18 protein-coding genes are annotated in these 21,461 nt (G+C 66.7%); 4 read left to right on the top strand and 14 right to left on the bottom strand.

Going from position 1 to position 21,461, the window contains the following annotated elements:
* Positions 1-9: 9 nt before the first annotated feature.
* The 6 genes from AC1DSC_RS14375 to AC1DSC_RS14350 all read right to left on the bottom strand — a co-directional run bounded on the left by AC1DSC_RS14375 (position 10) and on the right by AC1DSC_RS14350 (position 7,501).
* Positions 10-867: an ABC transporter ATP-binding protein gene (locus tag AC1DSC_RS14375; RefSeq protein ID WP_369663332.1), complete on the bottom strand. Its 858-nt coding sequence runs from the start codon at positions 865-867 to the stop codon at positions 10-12.
* On the bottom strand, positions 867-1,901 hold the full coding sequence (locus AC1DSC_RS14370; RefSeq protein ID WP_278875841.1) for an ABC transporter substrate-binding protein: 1,035 nt from the start codon (positions 1,899-1,901) through the stop codon (positions 867-869). The genes AC1DSC_RS14375 and AC1DSC_RS14370 overlap by 1 nt, the downstream gene beginning before the upstream one ends.
* Before the next feature lie 123 nt (positions 1,902-2,024).
* Positions 2,025-3,026, bottom strand: coding sequence for a TRAP transporter substrate-binding protein (locus AC1DSC_RS14365; protein WP_018905311.1), 1,002 nt, complete (start codon positions 3,024-3,026; stop codon positions 2,025-2,027).
* Between the two features lie 42 nt (positions 3,027-3,068).
* The gene (locus AC1DSC_RS14360) at positions 3,069-4,334 is read right to left on the bottom strand and encodes a TRAP transporter large permease (protein ID WP_369663331.1); all 1,266 of its coding nucleotides are present in this window, start codon (positions 4,332-4,334) and stop codon (positions 3,069-3,071) included.
* 1 nt (position 4,335) lies between these two features.
* A complete protein-coding gene (locus tag AC1DSC_RS14355) occupies positions 4,336-4,935 on the bottom strand; it encodes a TRAP transporter small permease (RefSeq protein WP_018905313.1) in 600 nt (199 codons plus the stop codon).
* Between the two features lie 262 nt (positions 4,936-5,197).
* Positions 5,198-7,501: an NADP-dependent malic enzyme gene (locus tag AC1DSC_RS14350; RefSeq protein ID WP_369663330.1), complete on the bottom strand. Its 2,304-nt coding sequence runs from the start codon at positions 7,499-7,501 to the stop codon at positions 5,198-5,200.
* A 219-nt stretch (positions 7,502-7,720) separates the two neighbouring features.
* Here AC1DSC_RS14350 and AC1DSC_RS14345 point away from each other — a divergent pair, with 219 nt between their 5' ends.
* On the top strand, positions 7,721-9,055 hold the full coding sequence (locus tag AC1DSC_RS14345; protein WP_369663329.1) for an NAD(P)/FAD-dependent oxidoreductase: 1,335 nt from the start codon (positions 7,721-7,723) through the stop codon (positions 9,053-9,055).
* Between the two features lie 3 nt (positions 9,056-9,058).
* On the opposite strand, the gene AC1DSC_RS14340 is transcribed toward AC1DSC_RS14345, so the two are convergent.
* From AC1DSC_RS14340 to gcl, 3 genes are read right to left on the bottom strand one after another with little or no spacing between them, the layout of a single operon-like run.
* On the bottom strand, positions 9,059-9,967 hold the full coding sequence (locus AC1DSC_RS14340; RefSeq protein ID WP_027730731.1) for a 2-hydroxy-3-oxopropionate reductase: 909 nt from the start codon (positions 9,965-9,967) through the stop codon (positions 9,059-9,061).
* 28 nt (positions 9,968-9,995) lie between these two features.
* Positions 9,996-10,775, bottom strand: a complete 780-nt coding sequence (gene hyi / locus AC1DSC_RS14335) for a hydroxypyruvate isomerase (protein ID WP_018905316.1) — start codon at positions 10,773-10,775, stop codon at positions 9,996-9,998.
* Between the two features lie 16 nt (positions 10,776-10,791).
* Positions 10,792-12,585 carry a glyoxylate carboligase gene (gene gcl, locus AC1DSC_RS14330; protein ID WP_018905317.1) on the bottom strand — a complete coding sequence of 598 codons (1,794 nt, stop codon included), beginning with the start codon at positions 12,583-12,585 and terminating at the stop codon, positions 10,792-10,794.
* A gap of 112 nt (positions 12,586-12,697) precedes the next feature.
* Between gcl and AC1DSC_RS14325 the strand changes: the two genes are divergently transcribed.
* The gene (locus AC1DSC_RS14325) at positions 12,698-13,600 is read left to right on the top strand and encodes a LysR family transcriptional regulator (protein WP_278875855.1); all 903 of its coding nucleotides are present in this window, start codon (positions 12,698-12,700) and stop codon (positions 13,598-13,600) included.
* Between the two features lie 13 nt (positions 13,601-13,613).
* Here AC1DSC_RS14325 and AC1DSC_RS14320 read toward each other — a convergent pair whose 3' ends face one another.
* The 5 genes from AC1DSC_RS14320 to AC1DSC_RS14300 form a co-directional block, all read right to left on the bottom strand.
* The gene (locus AC1DSC_RS14320) at positions 13,614-15,113 is read right to left on the bottom strand and encodes a carotenoid oxygenase family protein (protein WP_369663328.1); all 1,500 of its coding nucleotides are present in this window, start codon (positions 15,111-15,113) and stop codon (positions 13,614-13,616) included.
* A 13-nt stretch (positions 15,114-15,126) separates the two neighbouring features.
* Entirely contained in the window at positions 15,127-15,558 is a 432-nt protein-coding gene (locus AC1DSC_RS14315) for a DUF2141 domain-containing protein (RefSeq protein ID WP_369663327.1), read from the bottom strand.
* A gap of 167 nt (positions 15,559-15,725) precedes the next feature.
* Positions 15,726-16,808: an AI-2E family transporter gene (locus AC1DSC_RS14310; RefSeq protein WP_015866726.1), complete on the bottom strand. Its 1,083-nt coding sequence runs from the start codon at positions 16,806-16,808 to the stop codon at positions 15,726-15,728.
* 87 nt (positions 16,809-16,895) lie between these two features.
* Positions 16,896-17,600 carry a GntR family transcriptional regulator gene (locus AC1DSC_RS14305; RefSeq protein ID WP_018905322.1) on the bottom strand — a complete coding sequence of 235 codons (705 nt, stop codon included), beginning with the start codon at positions 17,598-17,600 and terminating at the stop codon, positions 16,896-16,898.
* A gap of 9 nt (positions 17,601-17,609) precedes the next feature.
* Positions 17,610-18,938 carry a C4-dicarboxylate transporter DctA gene (locus tag AC1DSC_RS14300; protein WP_369663326.1) on the bottom strand — a complete coding sequence of 443 codons (1,329 nt, stop codon included), beginning with the start codon at positions 18,936-18,938 and terminating at the stop codon, positions 17,610-17,612.
* Positions 18,939-19,168: 230 nt separating this feature from the next.
* Here AC1DSC_RS14300 and AC1DSC_RS14295 point away from each other — a divergent pair, with 230 nt between their 5' ends.
* Entirely contained in the window at positions 19,169-20,506 is a 1,338-nt protein-coding gene (locus AC1DSC_RS14295; RefSeq protein ID WP_369663325.1) for a glycosyltransferase family 2 protein, read from the top strand.
* Positions 20,507-20,607: 101 nt separating this feature from the next.
* A complete protein-coding gene (locus AC1DSC_RS14290) occupies positions 20,608-21,459 on the top strand; it encodes a porin family protein (RefSeq protein ID WP_244883722.1) in 852 nt (283 codons plus the stop codon).
* The last annotated feature ends 2 nt before the right edge of the window (positions 21,460-21,461 follow it).

The following is a 21,461-nucleotide window of genomic DNA, read 5'->3' as shown; positions in this document are numbered from 1 at the left end:
GCTTGGTCCTCAGTGAGACACCGCAGCGGCCGTTTGCGCCGCGCTGATGCCCGTGTTGCGGATGGCGCCGATGTGGCCGCGCAGTTCCAGCACGATGTCGGTGAATTCCTTGGTGTAGGTGAGCTCCAGTTCGCGCGGGCGCGGCAGCTCGATCTCGCGCTTGACCACGAAGCGGCCGGGGCTCTTGCTCATCACGTACACCGTGTCGGCCAGGAACACCGACTCGCGCAGATCGTGCGTCACCAGGATGACGTTGAACTGCTGCTCGGTCCAGAGGTCGCGCAGGATGCACCAGAGCTCCTCGCGCGTGAAGGCGTCGAGCGCGCCGAAGGGCTCGTCGAGCAGCAGCATCTTGGGCTCGTGGATGAGCGCGCGGCAGATGCTGGCGCGCTGCTGCATGCCGCCCGAAAGCTGCCATGGAAACTTGTCTTCATAGCCCGCGAGGCCGACCTTCTGCAGCAGCTTGCGCGCGCGCTCGACGTATTCCTTGCGTTTGGCCTTGAAGCTCGAGCGGTAGGGCTCGACGATCTCGAGCGGCAGCAGCACGTTGTCGACCGTGGTGCGCCACGGCAGCAACGACGGCGCCTGGAACGCCATGCCCGAGATCTTGAGCGGCCCGGTCACGGGCTGGCCGTCGATGCGGATCTTCCCCATCGACGGCATCTTGAGGCCCGTGGTGAGCTTCATGAAGGTCGACTTGCCGCAGCCCGAGGGTCCGACGATGGCAATGAATTCGCCGCGCTTGACCTTCAGGTCGATGGCCTCCACCGCAAAGTGGTTGGCGCGCAGCAGCTCCTCGTTGTAGGCGAGCCAGACGTCCTGGAAGTCGACGAAGGGAGCAGCGGCCGCGTTCGATGCGTCCGCCATCACTTGCGCAGCACGCCGCTCAGTTCGGCCGCGGGCGGCAGCAGCGCGGCGGTCCACACGGCATCGGGGCTCACGCGGGTCTTGGTGTTGAACGCGTCCGACACCTGCGAGGCCATCAGCGACATGCGGCCCGCGTTGACCACGCCAAAGCCTTCGCTGCGCGCGTCGGCACTGTTGATCACGGTGTCGATGGCCAGCTGCAGGCGGCGGGTTTCGAGCTTGCTGTCGATGATGCCGTCGCGCGCTTTCACCGATTCGATGGCCACCGCCGGATTGGCGATCACTTCCTTCGCCCCCTTGGCAAAGGCCGAGAGGAATTTCTTCACCGCTTCCGGGTTCTCCTTGATGAGCTTGGGCGAGGCGATGATCACGTTGCCGTAGAGCTTCACGCCGTAGTCGGGGTAGGGCAGCACGACGATGTCGGCGGCCTTGGCGCCGCGCGCCTCGAGGTTCAGCAGCGAGGTGAAGGTGAAGCCGGTGATCGCGTCGATGTCGCCGCGGATCAGCATGGTCTCGCGCAGCGTCGGGTCCATGGCGGTCCAGTTCACGGCGCCGATGCTGTTGGCCTTGGCGAAGATCGGGAACGCGCGGCGGCCCGCGTCGAACACCGGCGCGCCGAGCTTCTTGCCCGCGAGGTCGCCCGGCTTGGCGATGCCGCTCTTCTTGAGCGCCATGACCGAGGCCGGCGTGTTGTTGTAGACCATCATCACCGCCACCGGCTTGTTGGGGCTGTCGGGGTTGTTGGCGTGGAATTCCATCAGCGCCGCGAGGTCGGCAAAACCCATGTCGTAGGCGCCCGAGGCCACGCGCGTGACCGTGCCGCCCGAGCCGTTGCCCGCGTCGATGGTCACGTCCAGGCCCGCAGCCTTGAAGTAGCCTTTGGCGGCGGGGTGCAGGAACAGCGCGGCCGGTCCTTCGAAGCGCCAGTCGAGCTGGAACTTGATCGGCGTCATGGTCTGGGCCAGGGCCGGGGAAAGGCCGAAGCTGAGGGCCGAGGCGGCGAGGAAGGACTGGAGCAATTGGCGCTTGTTCATGCGGGATCCGTTGGAGGTGAATGCTTCTGCATTCAAGCAAAAACGGTGCCCGCACGCGATTGGTGCGAACCCTTCCGCGGAACTGTTGTGGTGCGCAATGGGTCGGCGGCGCACCGGCCTGGTTCAGAGCGCCGCGCCGATCTTGCGCAACTCCGCGATCTGCGGCGCCTTGGGCAGCCAGATCTTGTCGAACTCCGCGATGACCGGCGCGGGGTTGTAGCCGGCGTCGCTCTTGATCGTGATGCCGCTCGCCTTGAACTTGTCGATCAGGCCGAGCTCGGTGGTCACGATGTCCTTGATCTGCGCGTCGAGCGACTGCTTGACCAGGTCGGTGATCAGCGCCTTGTCCTTGCCGTCGAGCGTCTTCCAGATGCGGCCCGACACCAGCGGCGCAAAGGGCATGAAGAGCGCATTCATCGGCAGCATTGTTTTTGCGACGCGGTCGAAGCGCTGGTTCCACGAGAACTCGATGTCCGCCTCGAGCCCGTCGACCTGGCCGTTGGACATGGCGTCGAAAACGGCCGGCGTCGGAATCGGCGTGGGCGCGGCGCCCAGCAACTGGTAGAAGTCGCGGTACACGGGCGTCGGGTTGATGCGCAGCTTCATGCCCTTGAGGTCGGTGGGCGTGGAGATCGGCTTGGTGGCAAACACCACGCGCATGCCCGTGATGCCCCAGCCCAGGCCGATGGTGCCGGTCTCGCGCGGCAGCACCTCGAGCAGCTTCAGCGCGGCGGGCGTGCGCACCAGCGAGGCCACGTTGGTGGTCGAGCGCACGAGGTAGGGTGCGTTGATGGCCGCCACGCTGGACACGCGCGAGCCGAGTTCGGCCGCCTGGATCCAGCCCATGTCCAGCGCGCCCGACTGCAGCTGCTGCATCATGGCCGACTCGTTGCCCAGCTGGCCCGAATGGAACACCGTCGCGCTCAGGCGGCCGTCGGTGGCCTTCTTGAGCGCTTCACCGAAGGCGAGCGCGGCGCGGTTCCACGAGTGGCCGGCCGGCGTGATGAGGCCGAGGCGGAATTCCTTGGCGGCCGCCGCGCGCGACACGGTGCCAAAGAGGGCGGACGACACGGCAGCGGTACCGGCTGCAGCCTGGACGACGAAATTGCGGCGAGAAAGGGACATGCGGGGCTCCGGTTGTGTGAAGGGAAAGGAAGGCGGCGGGACTTACTTGATGAGCGCGAGCGACAGGCTCGGGAACAGCGACAGCAGCACCAGCGCCGCGCAGCAGATCAGGAAGAACGGCAGCGTGACGATGAACATCTTTCCGGGCTTGGCCCCGGTCACGGCGGAGGCCACGAAGAAGCTCAGCCCCACGGGCGGCGTCATCAGCCCGAGCACGAGGTTGATCACCACCACCACGCCGAAGTGGCGCGGGTCGACGCCGTAGATATCGGTGGCAATCGGCAGCAGGATGGGCACCGTCATGATCAGCCCCGGAATGCCGTCGATCACGGTGCCGATCACCAGCAGGATCAGGTTCACGAGCAGCAAGAACGCGATCGGATCCTTGGCCACGGTCTGGATCCATGCGGCCGTGGCCTGCGGCACCTTGCCGTAGATCAGGAGCCACGAGAACACGGCCGCCGCGGCCACCAGGAACAGCACCACGGCCGAGTAGATCGCAGACTTGAGCAGGATCTGCGGAATCGTCGCGAAGCGGAATTCCTTGGTGACGTAGCGGCCCACCAGCACCGCGGCCACCGCGCCCACGGCGGCCGCTTCGGTGGGGTTGGCGAAGCCGCCGAGGATCGAGCCGACGATCACGATGGGAATCAGCAGCGTCGGGCAGGCCGTGAGCACCGTGTGCAGGCGCTGCCGGATGGTGCGCCTTGCGGTGCGCGGGTAGTTGTAGAAGAAGCCCATGCACGCGATCACGATGAAGAACAGCACCGTGAGGATCACGCCCGGGATGATGCCGGCAATCAGCATGTCGCCCACCGCCACCTGCGCGAGCACGCTGTACACCACGAACATCACCGAGGGCGGAATGATCGGCCCCAGCATGCCGCCGTACACCGTGATGCCGGCCGCAAAGGTCTTGTCGTAGCCCTGCTTCTCCATCTCGGGCACCATGATCTGGCTCATGATGGCCACCTGCGCGGTGGCCGAGCCGATGATCGACGACACCAGCATGTTGGCCAGGATGTTCACGTAGGCGAGGCCGCCCTTCACCGAGCCGATGAAGGCCAGCGCGAGGTCGACCAGCCGCTTGGTGATGCCGCCGCCGTTCATGATCTCGCCGATCAGGATGAACAGCGGAATCGCGATGAGGCTGTAGCTGTCGACGCCGCCGAACATCTGTACCGGGAACGACTGGAACAGCACCGCGTCGCCGGCGTCGAGGATGTACACGATGCCCGCCAGGCACAGGCAGGCGCCGATCGGCACGCCGACCAGCATGATCAACAGGAAGAATGCGGAAGTCAGCATGTCAGTTCACCGCGTCTGCATTGGTCACGTGGAACTCGGCGTGCGTGCGCCGCGGCTGCAGGCCCAGGTCCTCGACGAGGTTGGACAGCGCGTGCAGGCTGAGTGTGAGGGAGAACACCGGCAGGATCAGCTGGACGGCCCAGGTCGGCCAGTTCAGCGTCTGCGTGCGCTCGGTGTAGAGAAAGTTGAAGGATTCGGCCGCGTACTCCTTGGCATCGAAGCCATAGCGCACGATGCCCACAGGGTCCATGTAGAGCCAGCACATTGCCAGCAGCGCAAGGCCCAGCAGCAGCACGCCGCCGGAGGCGCTGGCCTTGGCGATGCGCACGGCCTTCTCGCCGAGCTTGTCGGTGAGCAGCGTCACCGCAAAGTCCAGCCGCAGCCGCGTCATGGCCGAGGCGCCGATGAAGGTGAGCCACACCACGCAGTAGACGGACGCTTCGTCGACCCAGTAGAGCGGCACGCCGGCGTAGCGCGTGACCACGTTCAGCAGCACCAGCGCGATGAGCAGGCCCATCAGGCCCGAGAGCAGCCGGCGTTCGCAGTGCAGCACGAAGTCGGACGCATCGAGCACCCGGCGGGAGAAGCTCCCGCGTTCCAAGGCATGTTCTTCCATGTGAGAAGAGAAGAGAAGAGAAAGGGAGGGTTGAAAGGGAAGATTGGCGAAGGGCCCGGAGGCTGCGATTCTGTAAATATATTAATAAGATATTTGAAATATCCGATCAGGGTATTAGCAGATTGCATGCCAGCCGAAAAAATGATGAGCGGGCGAAAACGGTGCGTGCACCGCCCGGCCCGCAATGAAAAACGCCCCGCGGCGTACTGCAGCGGGGCGTTGGTTCAGGGGAAGCGCAAGCGGCCTGCTACTTGAGCGCGGTCGTCGCGTTCGCCACTGCCAGCGCCGTCATGTTGACCACGCGCCGCACCGTCGACGAGGGCGTGAGCACATGCGCCGAGCCCGCGGCGCCGAGCAGGATCGGGCCGACCGTGATGCCGTTGGCGCCCGTCATCTTCAGCACGTTGTAGAGGATGTGGGCCGAGTCGAGGTTGGGGCACACGAGCAGGTTGGCTTCGCCGGTGAGCGTGCTCTCGGGCAGGGCGGTGCGGCGCACTTCTTCGGACAGCGCCGCGTCGCCGTGCATCTCGCCGTCGCATTCGATGTCGGGCGCCATCTGCGCGAACAGGTCGCGCGCGAGCCGCATCTTGCGCGCCGAGCCGCGGCTCGAGGTGCCGTAGTTCGAGTGCGAGAGAAAAGCCACCTTCGGCGGCAGGCCGAAGCGGCGCACCTCTTCGGCGGCCATCATGGCGATGCTCGCGAGCAGCTCGGCGCTCGGGTCTTCGTTCACGTTGGTGTCGGTGATGAACACCGTGCGCTTCTCGAGCGTGAGCGCATTGAGCGTGGCGAAGCCCGGCGCGCCGCGCTTCAGGCCGATCAGGTTGCGGATGTGCTCCAGATGCACGTCGAAGCGCCCGACCAGGCCGCAGATCATCGCGTCGGCATCGCCCAGGTGCATCATCAGCGCGGCAATGGTGGTGTTGGAGCGGCGCACCATGGTCTTGGCGGCCTCGGGCGTGACGCCGCGGCGGCCCATGACCTTGTGGAAGGTCTCCCAGTAGGTGCGAAAGCGCGGATCGTCCTCGGGGTTGACGATCTCGAAGTCGGTGCCCGCGCGGATGTGCAGGCCGGCCTTCTGGATGCGCGCCTCGATCACCGCCGGGCGTCCCACCAGGATGGGCTGGGCCAGGCCTTCGTCGATGGCCCACTGCGCGGCGCGCAGCACGCGTTCGTCCTCGCCTTCGGCATAGGCCACGCGCTTGGCGGCCGCGATCTTGGCGGCGCTGAACACCGGGCGCATGAACATGCCGGTCTGGAACACGAAGCGCGTGAGGTGCTGGCGGTAGGCCTCCAGGTCCTCGATCGGGCGCGCGGCCACGCCGGAGGCGGCCGCCGCCTTGGCCACGGCCGGCGCAATGCGCAGGATGAGCCGCGAATCGAAGGGCTTGGGAATGATGTAGTCGGGCCCGAAGGACAGTTCCTGCCCGGCATAGGCGGTGGCCACTTCCTCACTGATGTCGGCCTTGGTGAGCTCGGCGATCTCGCGCACGCAGGCCAGCTTCATTTCTTCCGTGATCTTGCTGGCGCCGCAGTCGAGCGCGCCGCGGAAGATGTACGGGAAGCACAGCACGTTGTTGACCTGGTTCGGGTAGTCCGAGCGGCCGGTGGCAATGATGCAGTCGGGCCGCACGGCCTTGGCGAGCTCGGGCCGGATCTCGGGCTCGGGGTTGGCCAGTGCCAGGATGATCGGCTGGCCGGCCATGGTCTTGACCATGTCGGCGCTCATCACGCCGGGCGCGGAGCAGCCCAGGAACACATCGGCGTCCTTCACCACGTCGGCCAGGGTGCGGGCGCCGGTGTCTTTCTGGGCGTAGCGCGCCTTGGAGTCGTCGAAGCCGCCCGCGCGGCCCATGTAGATCAGGCCCTTGGAGTCGCAGGCATAGATGTTGGCGGGCTTGGCGCCCAGGCCCACCATCACGTCCAGGCAGGCAATGGCGGCCGCGCCGGCACCGGAGACGGCGATCTTGACCTCCTCGATCTTCTTGCCGACCAGTTCGAGGCCGTTGATGAGCGCCGCGGCCGAGATGATGGCCGTGCCGTGCTGGTCGTCATGGAACACCGGGATGTTCATGCGCTCGCGCAGCTTCTTCTCGATGTAGAAGCACTCGGGCGCCTTGATGTCTTCCAGGTTGATGCCGCCCAGCGTGGGCTCGAGCGCCGCGATGATCTCGACCAGCTTGTCGGGGTCGTTCTCGGCCAGTTCGATGTCGAACACGTCGATGCCGGCAAATTTCTTGAAGAGGCAGCCCTTGCCTTCCATCACGGGCTTGGCGGCCAGCGGGCCGATGTTGCCCAGGCCCAGCACCGCGGTGCCGTTGGTGACCACGCCCACCAGGTTGCCGCGCGCGGTGAACTCGGCCGCCACCGACGGATCGGCCGCGATGTCCAGGCACGGGTAGGCCACGCCGGGCGAATAGGCCAGCGACAGGTCGCGCTGGTTCAGGAGCGGCTTGGTCGGGCTGATGGAAATCTTGCCCTTGACGGGCGAGCGGTGGTATTCGCGCGCTGCTTCGCGAAGTGCTTCTTCGGCGGGTGACAGGTTAGCAGCCATGAAAAGTCTCCTTGTTTCTGACGGGCAATGAGGCTACCCCAAAAAACGGCTGCCTCTTCTCCGGGTGGGCACGGGTTTTGGTGCTCCAGGCGTGAATTTCCTGCATGCCGACTCGCTAAACTCCCGGCTGTTACCAGGATTTAACGCTTGGCCAAGAGCCCGTGCATCGGCCTTGCGGCCGTCACCATCCACAACGAAGAACGACCAGGAGGGGAGCGCATGACGCCCGGACCTTTCACGAGTACAGAGCCCGACGTCGTGGTCATCGGCGGGGGCCCGGCGGGTTCCACCGTGGCCGCGCTGCTGGCGGACAAGGGCCACGACGTGGTGCTGTTCGAGAAGGCGCACCATCCGCGCTTTCACATCGGCGAGTCGCTGCTGCCGATGAACATGCCGCTGTTCGACCGCCTGGGCGTGCGCACCGAGGTCGAGGCCATCGGCATTGCCAAGCACGGCGCCGAGTTCGTCTCGCCCTGGCATGACCACACCAGCCATTTCTTCTTCGGCGAGGCCATGGACAAGAGCTTTCCGTATGCGGTGCACGTGCGCCGCTCGGAGTTCGACGAGCTGCTGTTCCGCCATGCCGCCAAGCGCGGCGCGCGCACCTTTGAGGGCCAGCGCGTCATGGGCGTGGACATGGACGCCGGCAAGGGCGCGGACAAGCGCGCGCTGGTGAAGATCAAGGCCGAGGACGGCAGCGAAACCAGCTGGCGCCCGCGCTTCGTGATCGATGCGAGCGGCCGCGACACGGTGCTGTCGAACCAGTTCGACGCCAAGCAGCGCAACCGCAAGCACGCCAGCGCGGCCCTGTTCGGCCACTTTGCCAATGCGGAGCGCCGGCCCGGCCGCTACGAAGGCAACATCTCGCTCTTCTGGTTCGACCACGGCTGGTTCTGGTACATCCCGCTGAAGGACGGCACCGTGAGCGTCGGCGCGGTGGCGTCGCCCGCGTATTTCAAGCGGCGCAAGGGCACGCTCGAGGAGTTCCTGATGGAGACCATCGCGCTCGCGCCCAAGCTGGCCGCGCGCCTGAAGAACGCCACGCTGATGGAAGGCGCCACCACCACCGGCAACTACGCCTACGACTCCAAGTTCTGCCGCGGCGACCGTTTCATGATGGTCGGCGACGCCTATGCCTTCGTCGACCCGATGTTCTCGTCGGGCGTGTACCTGGCAATGAACAGCGCCTTCGAGGGCGCTGCCGCGGCCGACCTCTGGCTTAGGGGCGAGATGAAGGAAGCCGAGAAGGCCTTCCGCCGCTTCGACAAGGTGATGAAGCATGGCCCCAAGATGTTCTCGTGGTTCATCTACCGCATCACCTCGCCGGCCATCCGCCGGCTGTTCATGAACCCGCGCAACATCTGGCGCATGCAGGAGGCGCTGCTGTCCATCCTGGCGGGCGACCTGTTCCGCAACACGCCCATTGGCCCGCGCTTCTGGGGTTTCAAGATCACCTACTACGCCTCGTGCATCGGCATCCTGCCGCAGGCCATCAAGACCTGGGCATGGCGCCGGCGCAACCTGAAGGAATCGCTGGAAGCAGCGAAGACCTGAGCCTCAGTCCGGGGTGACCGTGTGCTGAGCCAGGGCCTCGAGCGCACGCACCAGCGCCGAATGGTCCTGCTGGCCATGGCCCAATGCGGCGCAGGCATTCATGAGCTGCGCCGCGCCCGCCGTCTGCGGCAGCGCCACGCCCAGCGCCCGTGCGCTCTGCAGCGCCAGGTTCAGGTCCTTCTGGTGCAGCGAGATGCGGAAGCCCGGCGCGAAGGTGCGCTTGATCATGCGTTCGCCGTGCACCTCGAGGATGCGCGAGCTCGCGAAGCCGCCCATCAGCGCCTGGCGCACCTTGGCCGGATCGGCGCCCGCCTTGGAGGCGAACAGCAGCGCCTCGCCCACCGCAGCGATGTTCAGCGCCACGATGATCTGGTTGGCCACCTTGCAGACCTGGCCATCGCCCACGTTGCCCACGAGCGTGACGTTCTTGCCCATCTTCTCGAGCAGCGGCCGCACCTGGCCGAAGGTGCCCTCGTCGCCGCCGCACATGATGGTGAGGCTCGCGGCCTTGGCGCCCACTTCGCCGCCCGAGACCGGCGCGTCGATGTAGCCGCAGCCCAGCGCAATGATCCGCTTGGCAAAGCCCTTGGTGGCAATTGGATCGATGGAGCTGCAGTCCACCACGATCTTGCCGCGCGAATCCTTCAGGCCCTCGGCCACGCCCTGCGTGCCGGGTTCGCCGAACAGCACTTTTTCCACGTCGGGCGTGTCGGGCACCATGATGAAGATCACGTCGGCCTGGCGCGCCACCTCGGCCGCCGAGGCGCAGATGGTGGCCTTCGAGATGAAGGGCTCGGGCGTGTTGCCCTGGGTGTTGACGAAGAGCTGGTGCCCCGCGTCGAGCAGGTGGCCCGCCATGGGCGCGCCCATGATGCCGAGGCCGATGAATCCGATCTTTTGCGATTGCGACATGTCTTTGTTTCCGATCTGAAGTTGTCTTTTATTGCGTGAGCGCTTCGCGCCAGCCGAGGCCGTCCACGGTGTCGCTGCGCGGCTTGTATTCGCAGCCGATCCAGCCCTCGTAGCCGATCGAATCGATGTGCCGGAAGAGCCACGGGTAGTTGATCTCGCCCGTGCCCGGCTCGCCGCGCCCGGGGTTGTCGGCCAGCTGGATGTGGCCGATCTGCGCAAGATGCTTCGAGAGCGTGTTGCCGAGCTCGCCTTCCATGCGCTGCGCGTGGTAGATGTCGTACTGCACCTTCAGGTTCGGCGAGCCCACCGCCTCGATGAGCGCGAGCGCCTTGTCGGTGCGGTTCAGGTAGAAGCCCGGGATGTCGAAGGTGTTGATCGGCTCGACCAGCAGGCGCAGGCCCGCGGCCTCGAGTTCGCGCGCGGCCAGGCGCAGGTTGTCGATCACCGTGCGGTTCACTACGTTGATGTCGGCGCCCTCGGGCACCTTGCCGACCAGGCAGTTGAGCTGCGGGCAGCCCAGGGCGGTGGCGTAGTCGATGGCCATGGCAATGCCTTCGCGGAACTCGCCGGTGCGCTCCGGATGGCAGGCGATGCCGCGCTCGCCCTTGTCCCAGTCGCCGGCCGGCAGGTTGTGCAGCACCTGCTGCAACCCGTTGGCGCGCAGCGCGGCTGCGAGCTCCTTCTTTTCGAAGGGGTAGGGGAACAGGTATTCCACCGCCTCGAAGCCGGCCTTGGCGGCGGCCTCGAAGCGCTGCATGAACGGCAGCTCGGTGAAGAGCATCGTGAGGTTGGCTGCGAACTTGGGCATGGTGTATCGCTCCTCTTCAGTCCAGCATCTCGGCCGCGACGGCGGTCGGCGCATCGGCCGGATGCTCGGCCAGCGGCTCGAACTCGGTGATGTTGTCAATCTCGGTGCCCATTGCGATGTTGGTCACGCGCTCCAGCATCACCTCGATGACGACCGGCACGCTGAACTCGGCCATCAGTGCCTCGGCGCGCTGGATGGCCGGCGCGATCTCTTCCTGCCGGTTCACGCGGATCGCCTTGCAGCCCAGGCCCTCGACCACTTTCAGGTGGTCCACGCCGTAGCTGCTTTCGATGCCTGCATCGGGCCCCGCGTTGATGTTGTCGAACGCGAGCTGCACGCAGTAGTCCATCTCGAAGCCGCGCTGCGCCTGGCGGATCAGGCCAAGGTAGGAGTTATTGACCACGATGTGGATGTACGGCAGCTTGAACTGCGCACCCACCGCGAGCTCCTCGATCATGAACTGGAAGTCGTAGTCGCCCGAGAGCGCGACGATCTTGCGCGAAGGGTCGGCCGCCCGCACGCCCAGCGCGGCCGGAATGGTCCAGCCCAGCGGGCCGGCCTGGCCGCAGTTGATCCAGTGGCGCGGGTTGTACACGTGCAGGAACTGCGCGGCCGCGATCTGCGAGAGGCCGATGGTGCTCACGTAGCAGGTGTCGTTGCTGAAGTTGTTGTTCATGCACTGGTACACGCGCTGCGGCTTCATCGGCACTTCGTCGAAGTTGGTCTTGCGCAGCATGGTCTTCTTGCGCTCGATGCACGACCTGGCCCACTCGCGGCGGTCGCGCAGCTTGCCGGCGGCCTTCATCTCCTCGGCCACGGCCACGAACTGCTCGAGCGCGGCCCTGGCGTCGGACACGATGCCGAAGTCGGGCGTGAACACGCGGCCGATCTGCGTGGGCTCGATGTCAACGTGCACGAAGGTGCGGCCCTTGGTGTAGACGTCGACCGAACCCGTGTGGCGGTTGGCCCAGCGGTTGCCGATGCCCAGCACGAAGTCGCTCGCAAGCATGGTCGCGTTGCCGTAGCGGTGGCTGGTCTGCAGGCCGCACATGCCGGCCATCAGCGGATGGTCGTCAGGGATTGCGCCCCAGCCCATCAGCGTGGGAATCACCGGCACGCCGGTGGTCTCGGCAAAGCGCACCAGCAGGTCGGCCGCATCGGCGTTGATGACGCCGCCGCCGGCCACGATCAGCGGGCGCTCGGCGGCCTGGAGCATGCCGATGGCCTTCTCGATCTGGGCGCGCGTGGCGGCGGGCTTGTAGGGGGTGAGCGGCTGGTAGGCGTCGATGTCGAATTCGATCTCGGCCATCTGCACGTCGAAGGGCAGGTCGACCAGCACCGGGCCCGGACGGCCCGAGCGCATCAGGTGGAAGGCCTGCTGGAACACCTGTGGCACCTGGCCGGGCTCGCGCACCGTGACCGACCACTTGGTGACCGGCTTGGAGATCGACTCGATGTCGACCGCCTGGAAGTCTTCCTTGTAGAGCCGCGCGCGCGGCGCCTGGCCGGTGATGCAAAGAATGGGAATCGAATCGGCCCAGGCCGAGTACAGGCCCGTGATCATGTCGGTGCCCGCGGGCCCCGAGGTGCCGATGCACACGCCGATGTTGCCGGCCACGGCACGGGTGTAGCCCTCGGCCATGTGCGAGGCGCCCTCGACGTGGCGCGCGAGGATGTGAGAGATGGTGCCGCGCTGGCGCAGCGCGGAATACATCGGATTGATGGCCGCGCCGGGCACGCCGAAGGCCTGCGTCACGCCTTCCTTTTCCATCACCAGCACGGCGGCCTGGACCGCTTTCATTTTTGCCATGGGACTGTCTCCTTGAGTGGCGTCCACTGTAGGAAGCGCGGGCCATTCGAAGAAGACGGCTGCGGACCATAAAGCCTATTCCAACCTGGAATAAGTGATTACGATGCCGGCCATGGACAGATTGTTGGCAATGGAAATGTTCGTGCGCGTGGTCGAGACCGGCAGCTTCTCGAAGGCGGCGCTCGAGTTCCACACCACCCAGCCCACCGTGACCAAGCAGGTCGCGGCCACCGAGGCGCGACTGAAGGTGCGGCTGCTCAACCGCAACACGCGCGGCGTGAGCCTCACGGAGCCGGGCGCCCTCTACTACGAGAAGTGCAAGAGCATCGTGCGCGAGGCCGAGGAGGCCGAGAGCATCGTGCAGCTGCGCCAGAACCAGGCGCAGGGGCTGCTGCGCATCGGCACCTCGGTGGCCTTCGGCCGCCGCGTGGTGGTGCCGCTGGCGCTCGAATACATGCGCCGGCATCCGCAGGTGCAGCTCGACCTGAGCTTCGAGGACCGCTATGTCGACCTCATCGCGCAGGGCATCGATGTGGCCATCCGCATGGGCAAGCTGGCCGATTCGTCGCTGGGCGCGCGCTACCTCGGCACCAACCCGTGGGCCATGGTCGCGGCGCCGGGCTACCTGAAGAAGCACGGCACGCCCAAACGCGCGCAGGACCTGAGCGCGCACGTGGCGCTCATCTACAGCAGCGTGGTGGGCGACGAGTTCTGGCGCATGCACACGCCCAAGGGCGATCCGGTGACAGTGCCGGTCTCGGGGCGCTTCCGGTCCAACAACCTTTCCGCGGTGCTGGCGGCGGCGCGCGACGGCCTGGGCATTGCGCTGATGCCGCGCTACGTGGCGAGCGAATCGCTGGCCTCGGGCAAGGTGCTCGAAGTGCTGGGCGACCACAAGCTGCCCGAGCAGGAGATCCACGCCGTCTTTCCCTCGCCCAAGCTGGTGCCGGGCAAGGTGTCGGGCTTCGTGGCCTTCCTGCAGGGGCGCTTTGCCGAGGGCTGGTGGGGCGGCTGAGGACGCCTTTCCTTCAGGCCGGCACGAAGGCGCCGTGCAGGCCCAGCGGCAGGGCGTAGGGCAGGGTGGCTTGCGCCACCGGGCCCGCCGCCAGGTGGTCGGCCGCAAAGCACGACAGCACGGTCTTCTGCCGGCCGAAATCGAGCACCGTGCCCAGCACCCAGCCCGGCCTGGTGCCGTCCGGCACGAAGACGTGCTCTTCCACCATGGCCTGCGTGCCGTAGCTGAAGCGCTGGCTGCGGCCGCTTTCGACATCGGTTCGCGCGATCGCGCCGAAGCCCGGCACATCGAGACGCGTCTGGGTGGCATGAACCACCTGGCGATGGCGCAGGCCGACGCGCCGCGGGTCGATGCGCGGAAACTCGGCCTCCTGCGCCAGCGCCTGCTGCGTGGCCCGGCCGGTGCCGAGGTTCAGCGTGGCGACCGTCAGCCGCGGGTGGGTGCTCTTCACGCGGCGCGCGCGCATCACTTCGCGGTTGGTCGTGAACACCGAATCGGCGTTGTCCGAACGCACGTAGTCGATGTGGACGAGGGTGCCACGCGGCGTGTCTTCTTCCCAGGCATTGCCGACGTGGAACAGGAAGCCGGCCGGCAGCGCGAGCATCTGGCGCCGCTTCCAGTTCTGCTTGTCGACCACCAGGGCGCGCATGCCGAGTTCCGGCCGCCAGACGTGGGCGTCGAGAAAGCTCGCACCTGCCTCCTTGCGCTTGCCGTCGTAGACCAGCGGCGGCATCAGGAACACCAGGTGCCGTTCGGTCACGGCGAAGTCATGGACCATCGGCATGTCGGCCACCGGCACCACGGCTGCGCGCCGCAGCGTGCCTTCGGGCGCAATCTCGTACAGCGCCAGCAGGCCCTGGCCGGAGCTCACGCCAAAGTTCCACACCGTGCCGTCCGGATCGACCTTGGGATGGGCCGAGAACGGCATGCCCGCGAGGTCGGGCCGCCAGGTCTTCACGCCCAGCGTGTCGAGCGTGCGCGCATCGACGCGCGTGGCCGAGCCGCCTTCCCAAAGCGCCAGCACCTCGCCCTGCATCGGCAGCACGCTGGTGTTGGCGACGTTGATGCTGTCGGCCGAGGTCGGCGGCTCGACGCCCGGCGGCATGGTGCCGAAGGCCTCGAACAGGCGGCGGCCGGCCCGCACCTCGGCCACGCGCTTGGGCGTGGCGACATAGCGGCCCTGGTGCCGCACGTCGGCCCCCTCGATCACGAAGCGGTGCACCATGCCGTCGCCGTCGAACCAGTGGTGGTAGCGCTCGCCGCCCAGGTCGTGGCCGGCCGGGCCGATGCGAAAGAGCGTGCCGGCCACGGCATCGGGAAAGCGCCCGCGCACCGTGGCGCGGGTCAGCGGCAGGTCGTCCGGGGGCGTGGCGAAGCCGGTCTTCCAGGGCGCACCGGCGGCTTCGAACCGGGCCTGCCAGTCGTCGGCGGTGCCGGCCGCGCGGGCCAGCGGTGGCAAGAGGTGCAGGGCGCCGGCCGAAGCCAGCAGGCGCAGGAGTTCGCGTCGTTCCATGGCGGTTTGCTCCTCAGCGCAGATGGATGACGGTCTGCAGGTCGGCATCGACGCTGATCGCCGCGGCCTCGAAGGCGGGCGCGGCGCGGTTGCCCTTCGCGTCGTTCGAGAAGCCGTAGCGCTCGGTCGGCATGCCCATGAGGTTGGTGTCGAGCTTGCCGTTGCCGTTCTCGTCGGCGAACGCCCGCAGCGCGTACCGGCCCGGCGCCAGTCCTGTGAAAACGAGCCGGGCCTTGCCGCCCTGCATGGGCGCGGTCTGCGAGGCCACGGCCTTGCTGTCGGCGTAGCTCGCGGCGTCGTTGTACAGCGCCAGGTACAGCGTGGCTACGCCGGCCGGACCGTCGGCCACGTTCACGTTCAGGTCGGCCGCGAGCGCGGCCAGCGGGGAGAGCAGCGCCGCGGCGCAAAGGGCGCGCAGGCTCGCTGGGGGCTGTAGAAAGTTCATGGGACAGAGGCCTCGTCGGAAGTTGGAGGCCCCGACGATCCCGCAAGCGCCGCGCGCCGCCCAGCGCGATGCGACGAAGCGCGCCAACACCCGCGCGAAATGCGCCCGGCCGGCGCAGGGCGCGCCCGCTTCGGCCGTCCGGCCCGCGGCCGCGAGTCAGCCGGGCTTCAGCTGCCCTTCTTGTCCTCGCCGGGGCTGGTCTCCAGCTGGCCCGACTCCACGAACAGGCTCCACGCCGCCATGAACAGCGCCGCGATCACCGGACCGATCACGAAGCCGTTGATGCCGAAGATCGCCATGCCGCCGATGGTCGACATCAGCACGATGTAGTCGGGCATCTGCGTGTCCTTGCCCACCAGCACCGGGCGCAGGATGTTGTCGACCAGGCCGATCACGAACACGCCCACGAAGACCAGGATGCCGCCCTGCCAGAAATGGCCGGTGGCAAGGAAATAGATGGCCACCGGCCCCCAGATGAGCGCCGCGCCCACCGCGGGCAGCAGCGACAGGAAGGCCATCAGCACGGCCCACAGCAGCGCACCCTGCACGCCCAGCAGCCAGAAGGCCAGCCCGCCGATCGCGCCCTGCGCAATGGCCACCGCCACGTTGCCCTTGACGGTGGCGCGGATCACGGTGGTGAACTTGTTGAGCAGGTAGTGCGTGTGCGGCCTGGCGAGCGGCACGGCCTCGCGCATCGACTTCGAAAGTGCCGAGCCGTCGCGCACCAGGAAATACAGCAGGTACAGCATCACGAAGAAGCTGATGACGAAGTCGAAGGTGTTCTGGCCGATGGTCAGCGCCTGGCCCGCGATGAGCTGGCTGCCCTGTGCCGCGCCCGCGGAGATGCGGGCCTGCCAGGCTTCCATGTCGCCGAGGTTGAAGCGGTCGAACAGGTTCAGCAGCCATTGCGGCACGGCGTTGAGGATCTGCTGGAAGTAGGCCGCGAAATTGATCTGCCCCGAGCGGATGCTCTGCGTGACCTGCACGATCTCCTGCACCAGCGACACGCCCACCATGGCCAGCGGGAGAATCACGATGAACAGGCAGATGGCCAGCGTCGACAGCGCCGCGGCATTGGGCTTGCCGGGCATGGCCTTGAGCAGCCGCTTGTAGAGCGGCGTGAACAGGATGGCCAGGGCCACGCCCCACAGCACCGCGCCGAAGAACGGCATCAGCACCCAGAGGAAGGCGACCGTGACGGCGGCGAGCAGGGCGAGGAACACGCCGCGCTGGAGTTGGGGTGAATTCATAGGTGATTCGGACTGTAGCCGAGCCTGAATGCACCGCCGTGTCGGTCGGCACGCCCTTGTGCGGTGGCGCCACCGGGCGCCCGGAGGTCAGCGCCTGGCGCGCGGCAGCGCCACCGGCGCCAGCGTGGCGCGCAGCCGGGCGGGCGCGTCGGGCCCGGCCGTGGTTTCGACCTCGAGCGAGCGCTCGACGTTGCCGATGTGCTCGATCATCAGCTGGCGCGCCCGGGCCGTGTCGCCGGCCTCCAGCGCGGCCACGATGGCGCCGTGCTCCGCGCAGGACTGGCCGGCCTCGTGCCTGGACTGGTAGAGCGTGGCGGCCAGCGTGGTGCGGGCCGTGAGGTCGCGCAGCACGTCGACCAGCAGCTGGTGGCCCATCTGCTCGGCCAGGCAGACATGGAAGTCGGCCAGCAGGAAGGCGCGCGTGGCGGCGTCGGCGCCCTCGATGGCGCGCTGCTCGTCGGCAATGTGGTCGCGCAGCTTGCGGATGGCCTGCTGCAGCGGCCGGCCTTCGCTTTCGGCCAGGATGCCCGCCTCGACGATGCGCCGCGCCGAGAAGGCGTCGCGCGCTTCCTCGGCCGAGGGCTCCACCACGTACCAGCCGCGGCGCGACTGCACCTCGACGAAGCCGCGCGCCTGCAGCTGCATGAGCGCCTCGCGCACCATGGTGCGGCTCACCGCGAAGTTCTCGGCCAGCGCCTGCTCGCCCAGCCGCTCGCCCGGCGCGAGCTTTTGCGCCAGGATGGCCTCGACCACGCGCTCGGCGATGGAGGTGGGGTTGACGTCGGTCGCCATCGCGCGTTTTCAGCGGCCGACGGCGCCCACGGGGACGGCCGGCACCTCGGGCTCGGCCAGCGGCTCGTCGTCCGGCGAGTAGGAGCCGTCGAGCACCGCATGGGCGCGCTCGCGGTCGATGTCGCCTTCCCAGGCCGCGATGGCCACCGTGGCCACGCAGTTGCCGATCAGGTTGCCCAGCGCGCGCGCGATGCCCATGAACCAGTCGACCGAGAGCACCAGCACCAGCCCGATGGCCGGAATGGCGGGAATCGCGTGCAGCGTGGCGGCCAGCACCACGATGGCCGAGCCCGGCACGCCGTGCGCGCCCTTGGAGGTGACCAGCGCAATCGCAAGGATGGTCAGCAGGTCCGCCATCGAGATCGGCGTGTTGGTGGCCTGCGCGATGAACACCGCCGCGAGCGTGATGTAGATCGAGAAGGCGTCCAGGTTGAACGAATAGCCCGTGGGAATCACCAGGCCCACCGTCGAGTCGCGGATGCCCATGCGGCGCAGCTTGGCCATGATCTGCGGCAGCACGCTGTCCGACGAGGTGGTGGCAAACACGATGGCCAGCTCCTCGCGCAGGTAGCGCAGCAGCTTCCACAGGCTGAAGCCCGACATGCGCATGACCAGCCCGAGCACCACGAACACGAAGACCAGCACCGCGCCGTAGAAGAGGGCCACCAGCATGCCCAGCTGCTTGAGCGAACCGATGCCGTACTTGCCCACCGTGAAGGCAATGGCGCCCAGCACGCCGAGCGGCGCCAGCTTGATGAGGATGCCCATGATCTTGAACAGCACCAGCGAAAGCGCATCCACCACCGCGGCCACCGGCTTGCCACGCTCGCCCAGGAGCGACAGCGCGCATCCGAACAGCACCGCGAACAGCAGCACCTGCAGCACGTCGCCGGTGGCAAAGGCGTTGACCACCGTGGTGGGGATCAGCTTCATCAGGAACTCGACCGTGCCGCCGCTGGTGAGCTTGTCGGCGTTCGAGGCATAGGCGCTCATGGCCGTGGCGTCGAGCTTGCCCGGATCCACGTTCATGCCCACGCCGGGCTGGAACACGAAGGCCAGCACCAGGCCCAGCGCCAGCGCAACGGTGGTGAGCACCTCGAAGTAGATCAGCGCCTTCACGCCGACCCGCCCCACGCGCTTCAGGTCGCCCGCGCCCGCGATGCCGTGCACCACCACGCAGAACACCAGCACCGGGATGATCATCTTGATCAGCTTGATGAAGCCGTCGCCGAGCGGCTTGAGCTTGACGGCGAACTCCGGCAAGAAGAGGCCGGCGAGCACGCCGAGCACCAGGGCAATGACGACCTGGCCGAAGAGCGATTTGGCGAAGCGAGGCATGGAAGTCTCCTTGTATGTCTTGGCGGTGTTTGCATGCAAGGATCGCTTTTCTTGCATACAAGCAATGTAGGCAAGAAGACTTCGAGCGAGCCAGAGGGTATTCCCGGGCTCCTGGGTTGAAGGGGCCGGGGCGCAGCGTCTCCCAGTGTTGTTAACAGTCTCCAAGAATGTAACCAGACTGTTCTCGTCGTTTGTCGAGAGTTACATTCGATGGAACACTCGAGAGCGACATGAACGAAGAAGGCCAGAAGGCGCTGCAGCCAATGATTTACCTGCCCGTGTCGGGCAAGTTTGTCATTGCGTTGATTGGCGCCAGCGCCTGGATGTGGTTCTCGATATGGGCCGCGGGCCCCTGGCTGGCCGACCTGACGGATCGGGTGGGGATGGCCCTGGCCATTTTCCTGGTGTATGGCATTGCCGTTGTTCCGGGCTTCATGAATGCGTTCCTGGCCATCAGCCTGCTGCTGGACAGGAGGCCGGCGCATCCCGCGTTGGCCGTCTATCCCCCGATCTCCATCCTGATTGCCGCCTACAACGAGGAAGCGTCCATCGACGAGACGCTGGTCAGCATCGATCGGCAGAACTACCCGGGCGAACTGCAGGTGATCGTGATCAACGACGGGTCCGCGGACGGCACGTCGCTTGTCGTTCAGCGTGCCCGGGAGCGGTACCCATGGCTGACCTTCCTGGACCTGGAAAAAAACGGCGGCAAGGCACGCGCGCTGAACATCGGGTTCAAGGAAGTCGCGCACGACCTGGTCATCACCGTCGATGCCGACTCCTTCCTTTACCGTGGCGCTTTGACCAGCATCGTCGAGCGCTATCGCGCCGACCCGCCCCATACGCGGGCCGTGGCGGGAAAAATCCTGGTCCGCAACTCGCGGCTGAACTGGATCACCCGCTGCCAGGAATGGGACTACTTCCATGGCATTGCCGCCATCAAGCGCGTGCAGTCGCTGTTCCAGGGCACGCTGGTTGCGCAGGGTGCGTTTTCGATCTACGACCGGGCTGCGCTGATCGAGGTGGGCGGATGGCCCGAATGCGTGGGCGAGGACATCGTGCTCACCTGGGCCCTGCTGAAAGCCGGCTACCGGGTGGGCCACTGCGAGGACGCGTGCCTGTTCACCAATGTGCCCACCACCGTCAAGCAACTGGTCAAGCAGCGCCAGCGATGGGCGCGCGGCATGGCGGAAGCCTTCATCAAGCACCCGGGGATCCTGGTCAAGCCGCGCCTGTCGACCTTCTTCATTTATTGGAACCTGCTGTTTCCGTGGCTGGACCTGGCATGCACCATCGGCTTCATTCCCGGAATCATTCTCGCGTTCTTCGGCCACTACTGGATCGTCGGAATCATGACCCTCGCGTTGATCCCGGCCACCTTCGCATTGAGCCTGCTCATGTTCCGGATCGAACGCCGGATGTTCAGGAAGACGGGCCTCGTGGTGCGAAAGAACGTCCAGGGCTTCTTCGTCTACGTGCTGCTGTACAGCCTGATCCTGCAGCCTGCCAGCGTGCTCGGCTACCTCGATGAACTGTTCAGGAAGCCCAAGGCCTGGGGAACCAAATGAAGGGGCTGCCGAGGTGTCTTGCCGCCGCTTCCCTGGGTTGCCTGGTGCTGGCCGCTCCCTGCAGGGCGGAGGAAGAAAAGGCAAACGAAAAACCGGCCGGCATGGCCTTTGGCCCGGAATTCTTCATCACCGGCGACAGCGACAATTTCCAGTCGCGCCGGGTGTCGGTGGAGTTCTTTCCCGCGTTTGAAAACGCCGACCGCTACCTGGGGTTCCGGCTCGGCGACTACCAATACAAGCAAGGCAACTGGCAAAGGGCCGGCAAGAAGATCTCGTTCCTGGCCCGCTCGGTCGAAACGAAGACCACGGACGGTGGCGCAATCGAGGTCGGCGCGTTCGAGCAGGGCGGGCACACGCTGCTCACGCTCGACGGCAGCTACCGCCTGTCGCCCACCAAGAGCACGGCGGTGGAATTCCTCGTGACGCGCGACTGGGTCGAAACGCCGAAGTCGCTGGACCGCGGCATCGATTTTTCCTTTGTCGGCGTGGCCGTCGACCAGGGGCTTGGAAGCCACGTGACCCTGGTCGGTCTCGCGGCGCAGCAGTATTTCTCGGACGGCAACCGGCGCGACCACGGCCGCCTGCGGCTGATCTACCAGCCGTCGCTCGACCTGGGCCTGACCCTGCAGGCGCGCTATCGGACCTACCGCAGCAGCCACGAGGACGTGGACCGGGCCTATTTCAATCCGAAGAACTACAGCGAGGCGATGCTGGCCGTGGGCTGGCGGCAGCGTTTTTCGGGCTGGACCCTCGCGGTCACGGCGGGGCTCGGCACCGAGACGATCAACCACGAGTTCCGGCAGCCGACGCGGCTTTTGGACGTGAACCTGCAAAGCCCCGTGAGGGGATCGCAGGTCTTTCGCTTTGGCGCCGGCTACAGCCGCAGCACCACCTTCTCGGGGCCCAGCTACCAGTACCGCTACCTGCGCGGGGAGTGGGTGATCCTTTTCTGAGG

The sequence above is a fragment of the Variovorax sp. 01N425 genome (assembly GCF_056399465.1).
Note: the sequence above shows the minus strand (reverse complement) of the source record. Positions and strands in the feature narration are given on the sequence as shown.

Coding starts and splice junctions, on each gene's coding strand:
- AC1DSC_RS14370 (WP_278875841.1), bottom strand. CDS start 1,901: ATGAACAAGCGCCAATTGCTCCAGTCCTTCCTCGCCGCCTCGGCCCTC.
- AC1DSC_RS14300 (WP_369663326.1), bottom strand. CDS start 18,938: ATGCCTCGCTTCGCCAAATCGCTCTTCGGCCAGGTCGTCATTGCCCTG.
- AC1DSC_RS14320 (WP_369663328.1), bottom strand. CDS start 15,113: ATGGAACGACGCGAACTCCTGCGCCTGCTGGCTTCGGCCGGCGCCCTG.
- AC1DSC_RS14365 (WP_018905311.1), bottom strand. CDS start 3,026: ATGTCCCTTTCTCGCCGCAATTTCGTCGTCCAGGCTGCAGCCGGTACC.
- AC1DSC_RS14350 (WP_369663330.1), bottom strand. CDS start 7,501: ATGGCTGCTAACCTGTCACCCGCCGAAGAAGCACTTCGCGAAGCAGCG.
- gcl (WP_018905317.1), bottom strand. CDS start 12,585: ATGGCAAAAATGAAAGCGGTCCAGGCCGCCGTGCTGGTGATGGAAAAG.
- AC1DSC_RS14325 (WP_278875855.1), top strand. CDS start 12,698: ATGGACAGATTGTTGGCAATGGAAATGTTCGTGCGCGTGGTCGAGACC.
- AC1DSC_RS14315 (WP_369663327.1), bottom strand. CDS start 15,558: ATGAACTTTCTACAGCCCCCAGCGAGCCTGCGCGCCCTTTGCGCCGCG.
- AC1DSC_RS14310 (WP_015866726.1), bottom strand. CDS start 16,808: ATGAATTCACCCCAACTCCAGCGCGGCGTGTTCCTCGCCCTGCTCGCC.
- AC1DSC_RS14345 (WP_369663329.1), top strand. CDS start 7,721: ATGACGCCCGGACCTTTCACGAGTACAGAGCCCGACGTCGTGGTCATC.
- hyi (WP_018905316.1), bottom strand. CDS start 10,775: ATGCCCAAGTTCGCAGCCAACCTCACGATGCTCTTCACCGAGCTGCCG.
- AC1DSC_RS14290 (WP_244883722.1), top strand. CDS start 20,608: ATGGCCTTTGGCCCGGAATTCTTCATCACCGGCGACAGCGACAATTTC.
- AC1DSC_RS14295 (WP_369663325.1), top strand. CDS start 19,169: ATGAACGAAGAAGGCCAGAAGGCGCTGCAGCCAATGATTTACCTGCCC.
- AC1DSC_RS14340 (WP_027730731.1), bottom strand. CDS start 9,967: ATGTCGCAATCGCAAAAGATCGGATTCATCGGCCTCGGCATCATGGGC.
- AC1DSC_RS14375 (WP_369663332.1), bottom strand. CDS start 867: ATGGCGGACGCATCGAACGCGGCCGCTGCTCCCTTCGTCGACTTCCAG.
- AC1DSC_RS14360 (WP_369663331.1), bottom strand. CDS start 4,334: ATGCTGACTTCCGCATTCTTCCTGTTGATCATGCTGGTCGGCGTGCCG.
- AC1DSC_RS14305 (WP_018905322.1), bottom strand. CDS start 17,600: ATGGCGACCGACGTCAACCCCACCTCCATCGCCGAGCGCGTGGTCGAG.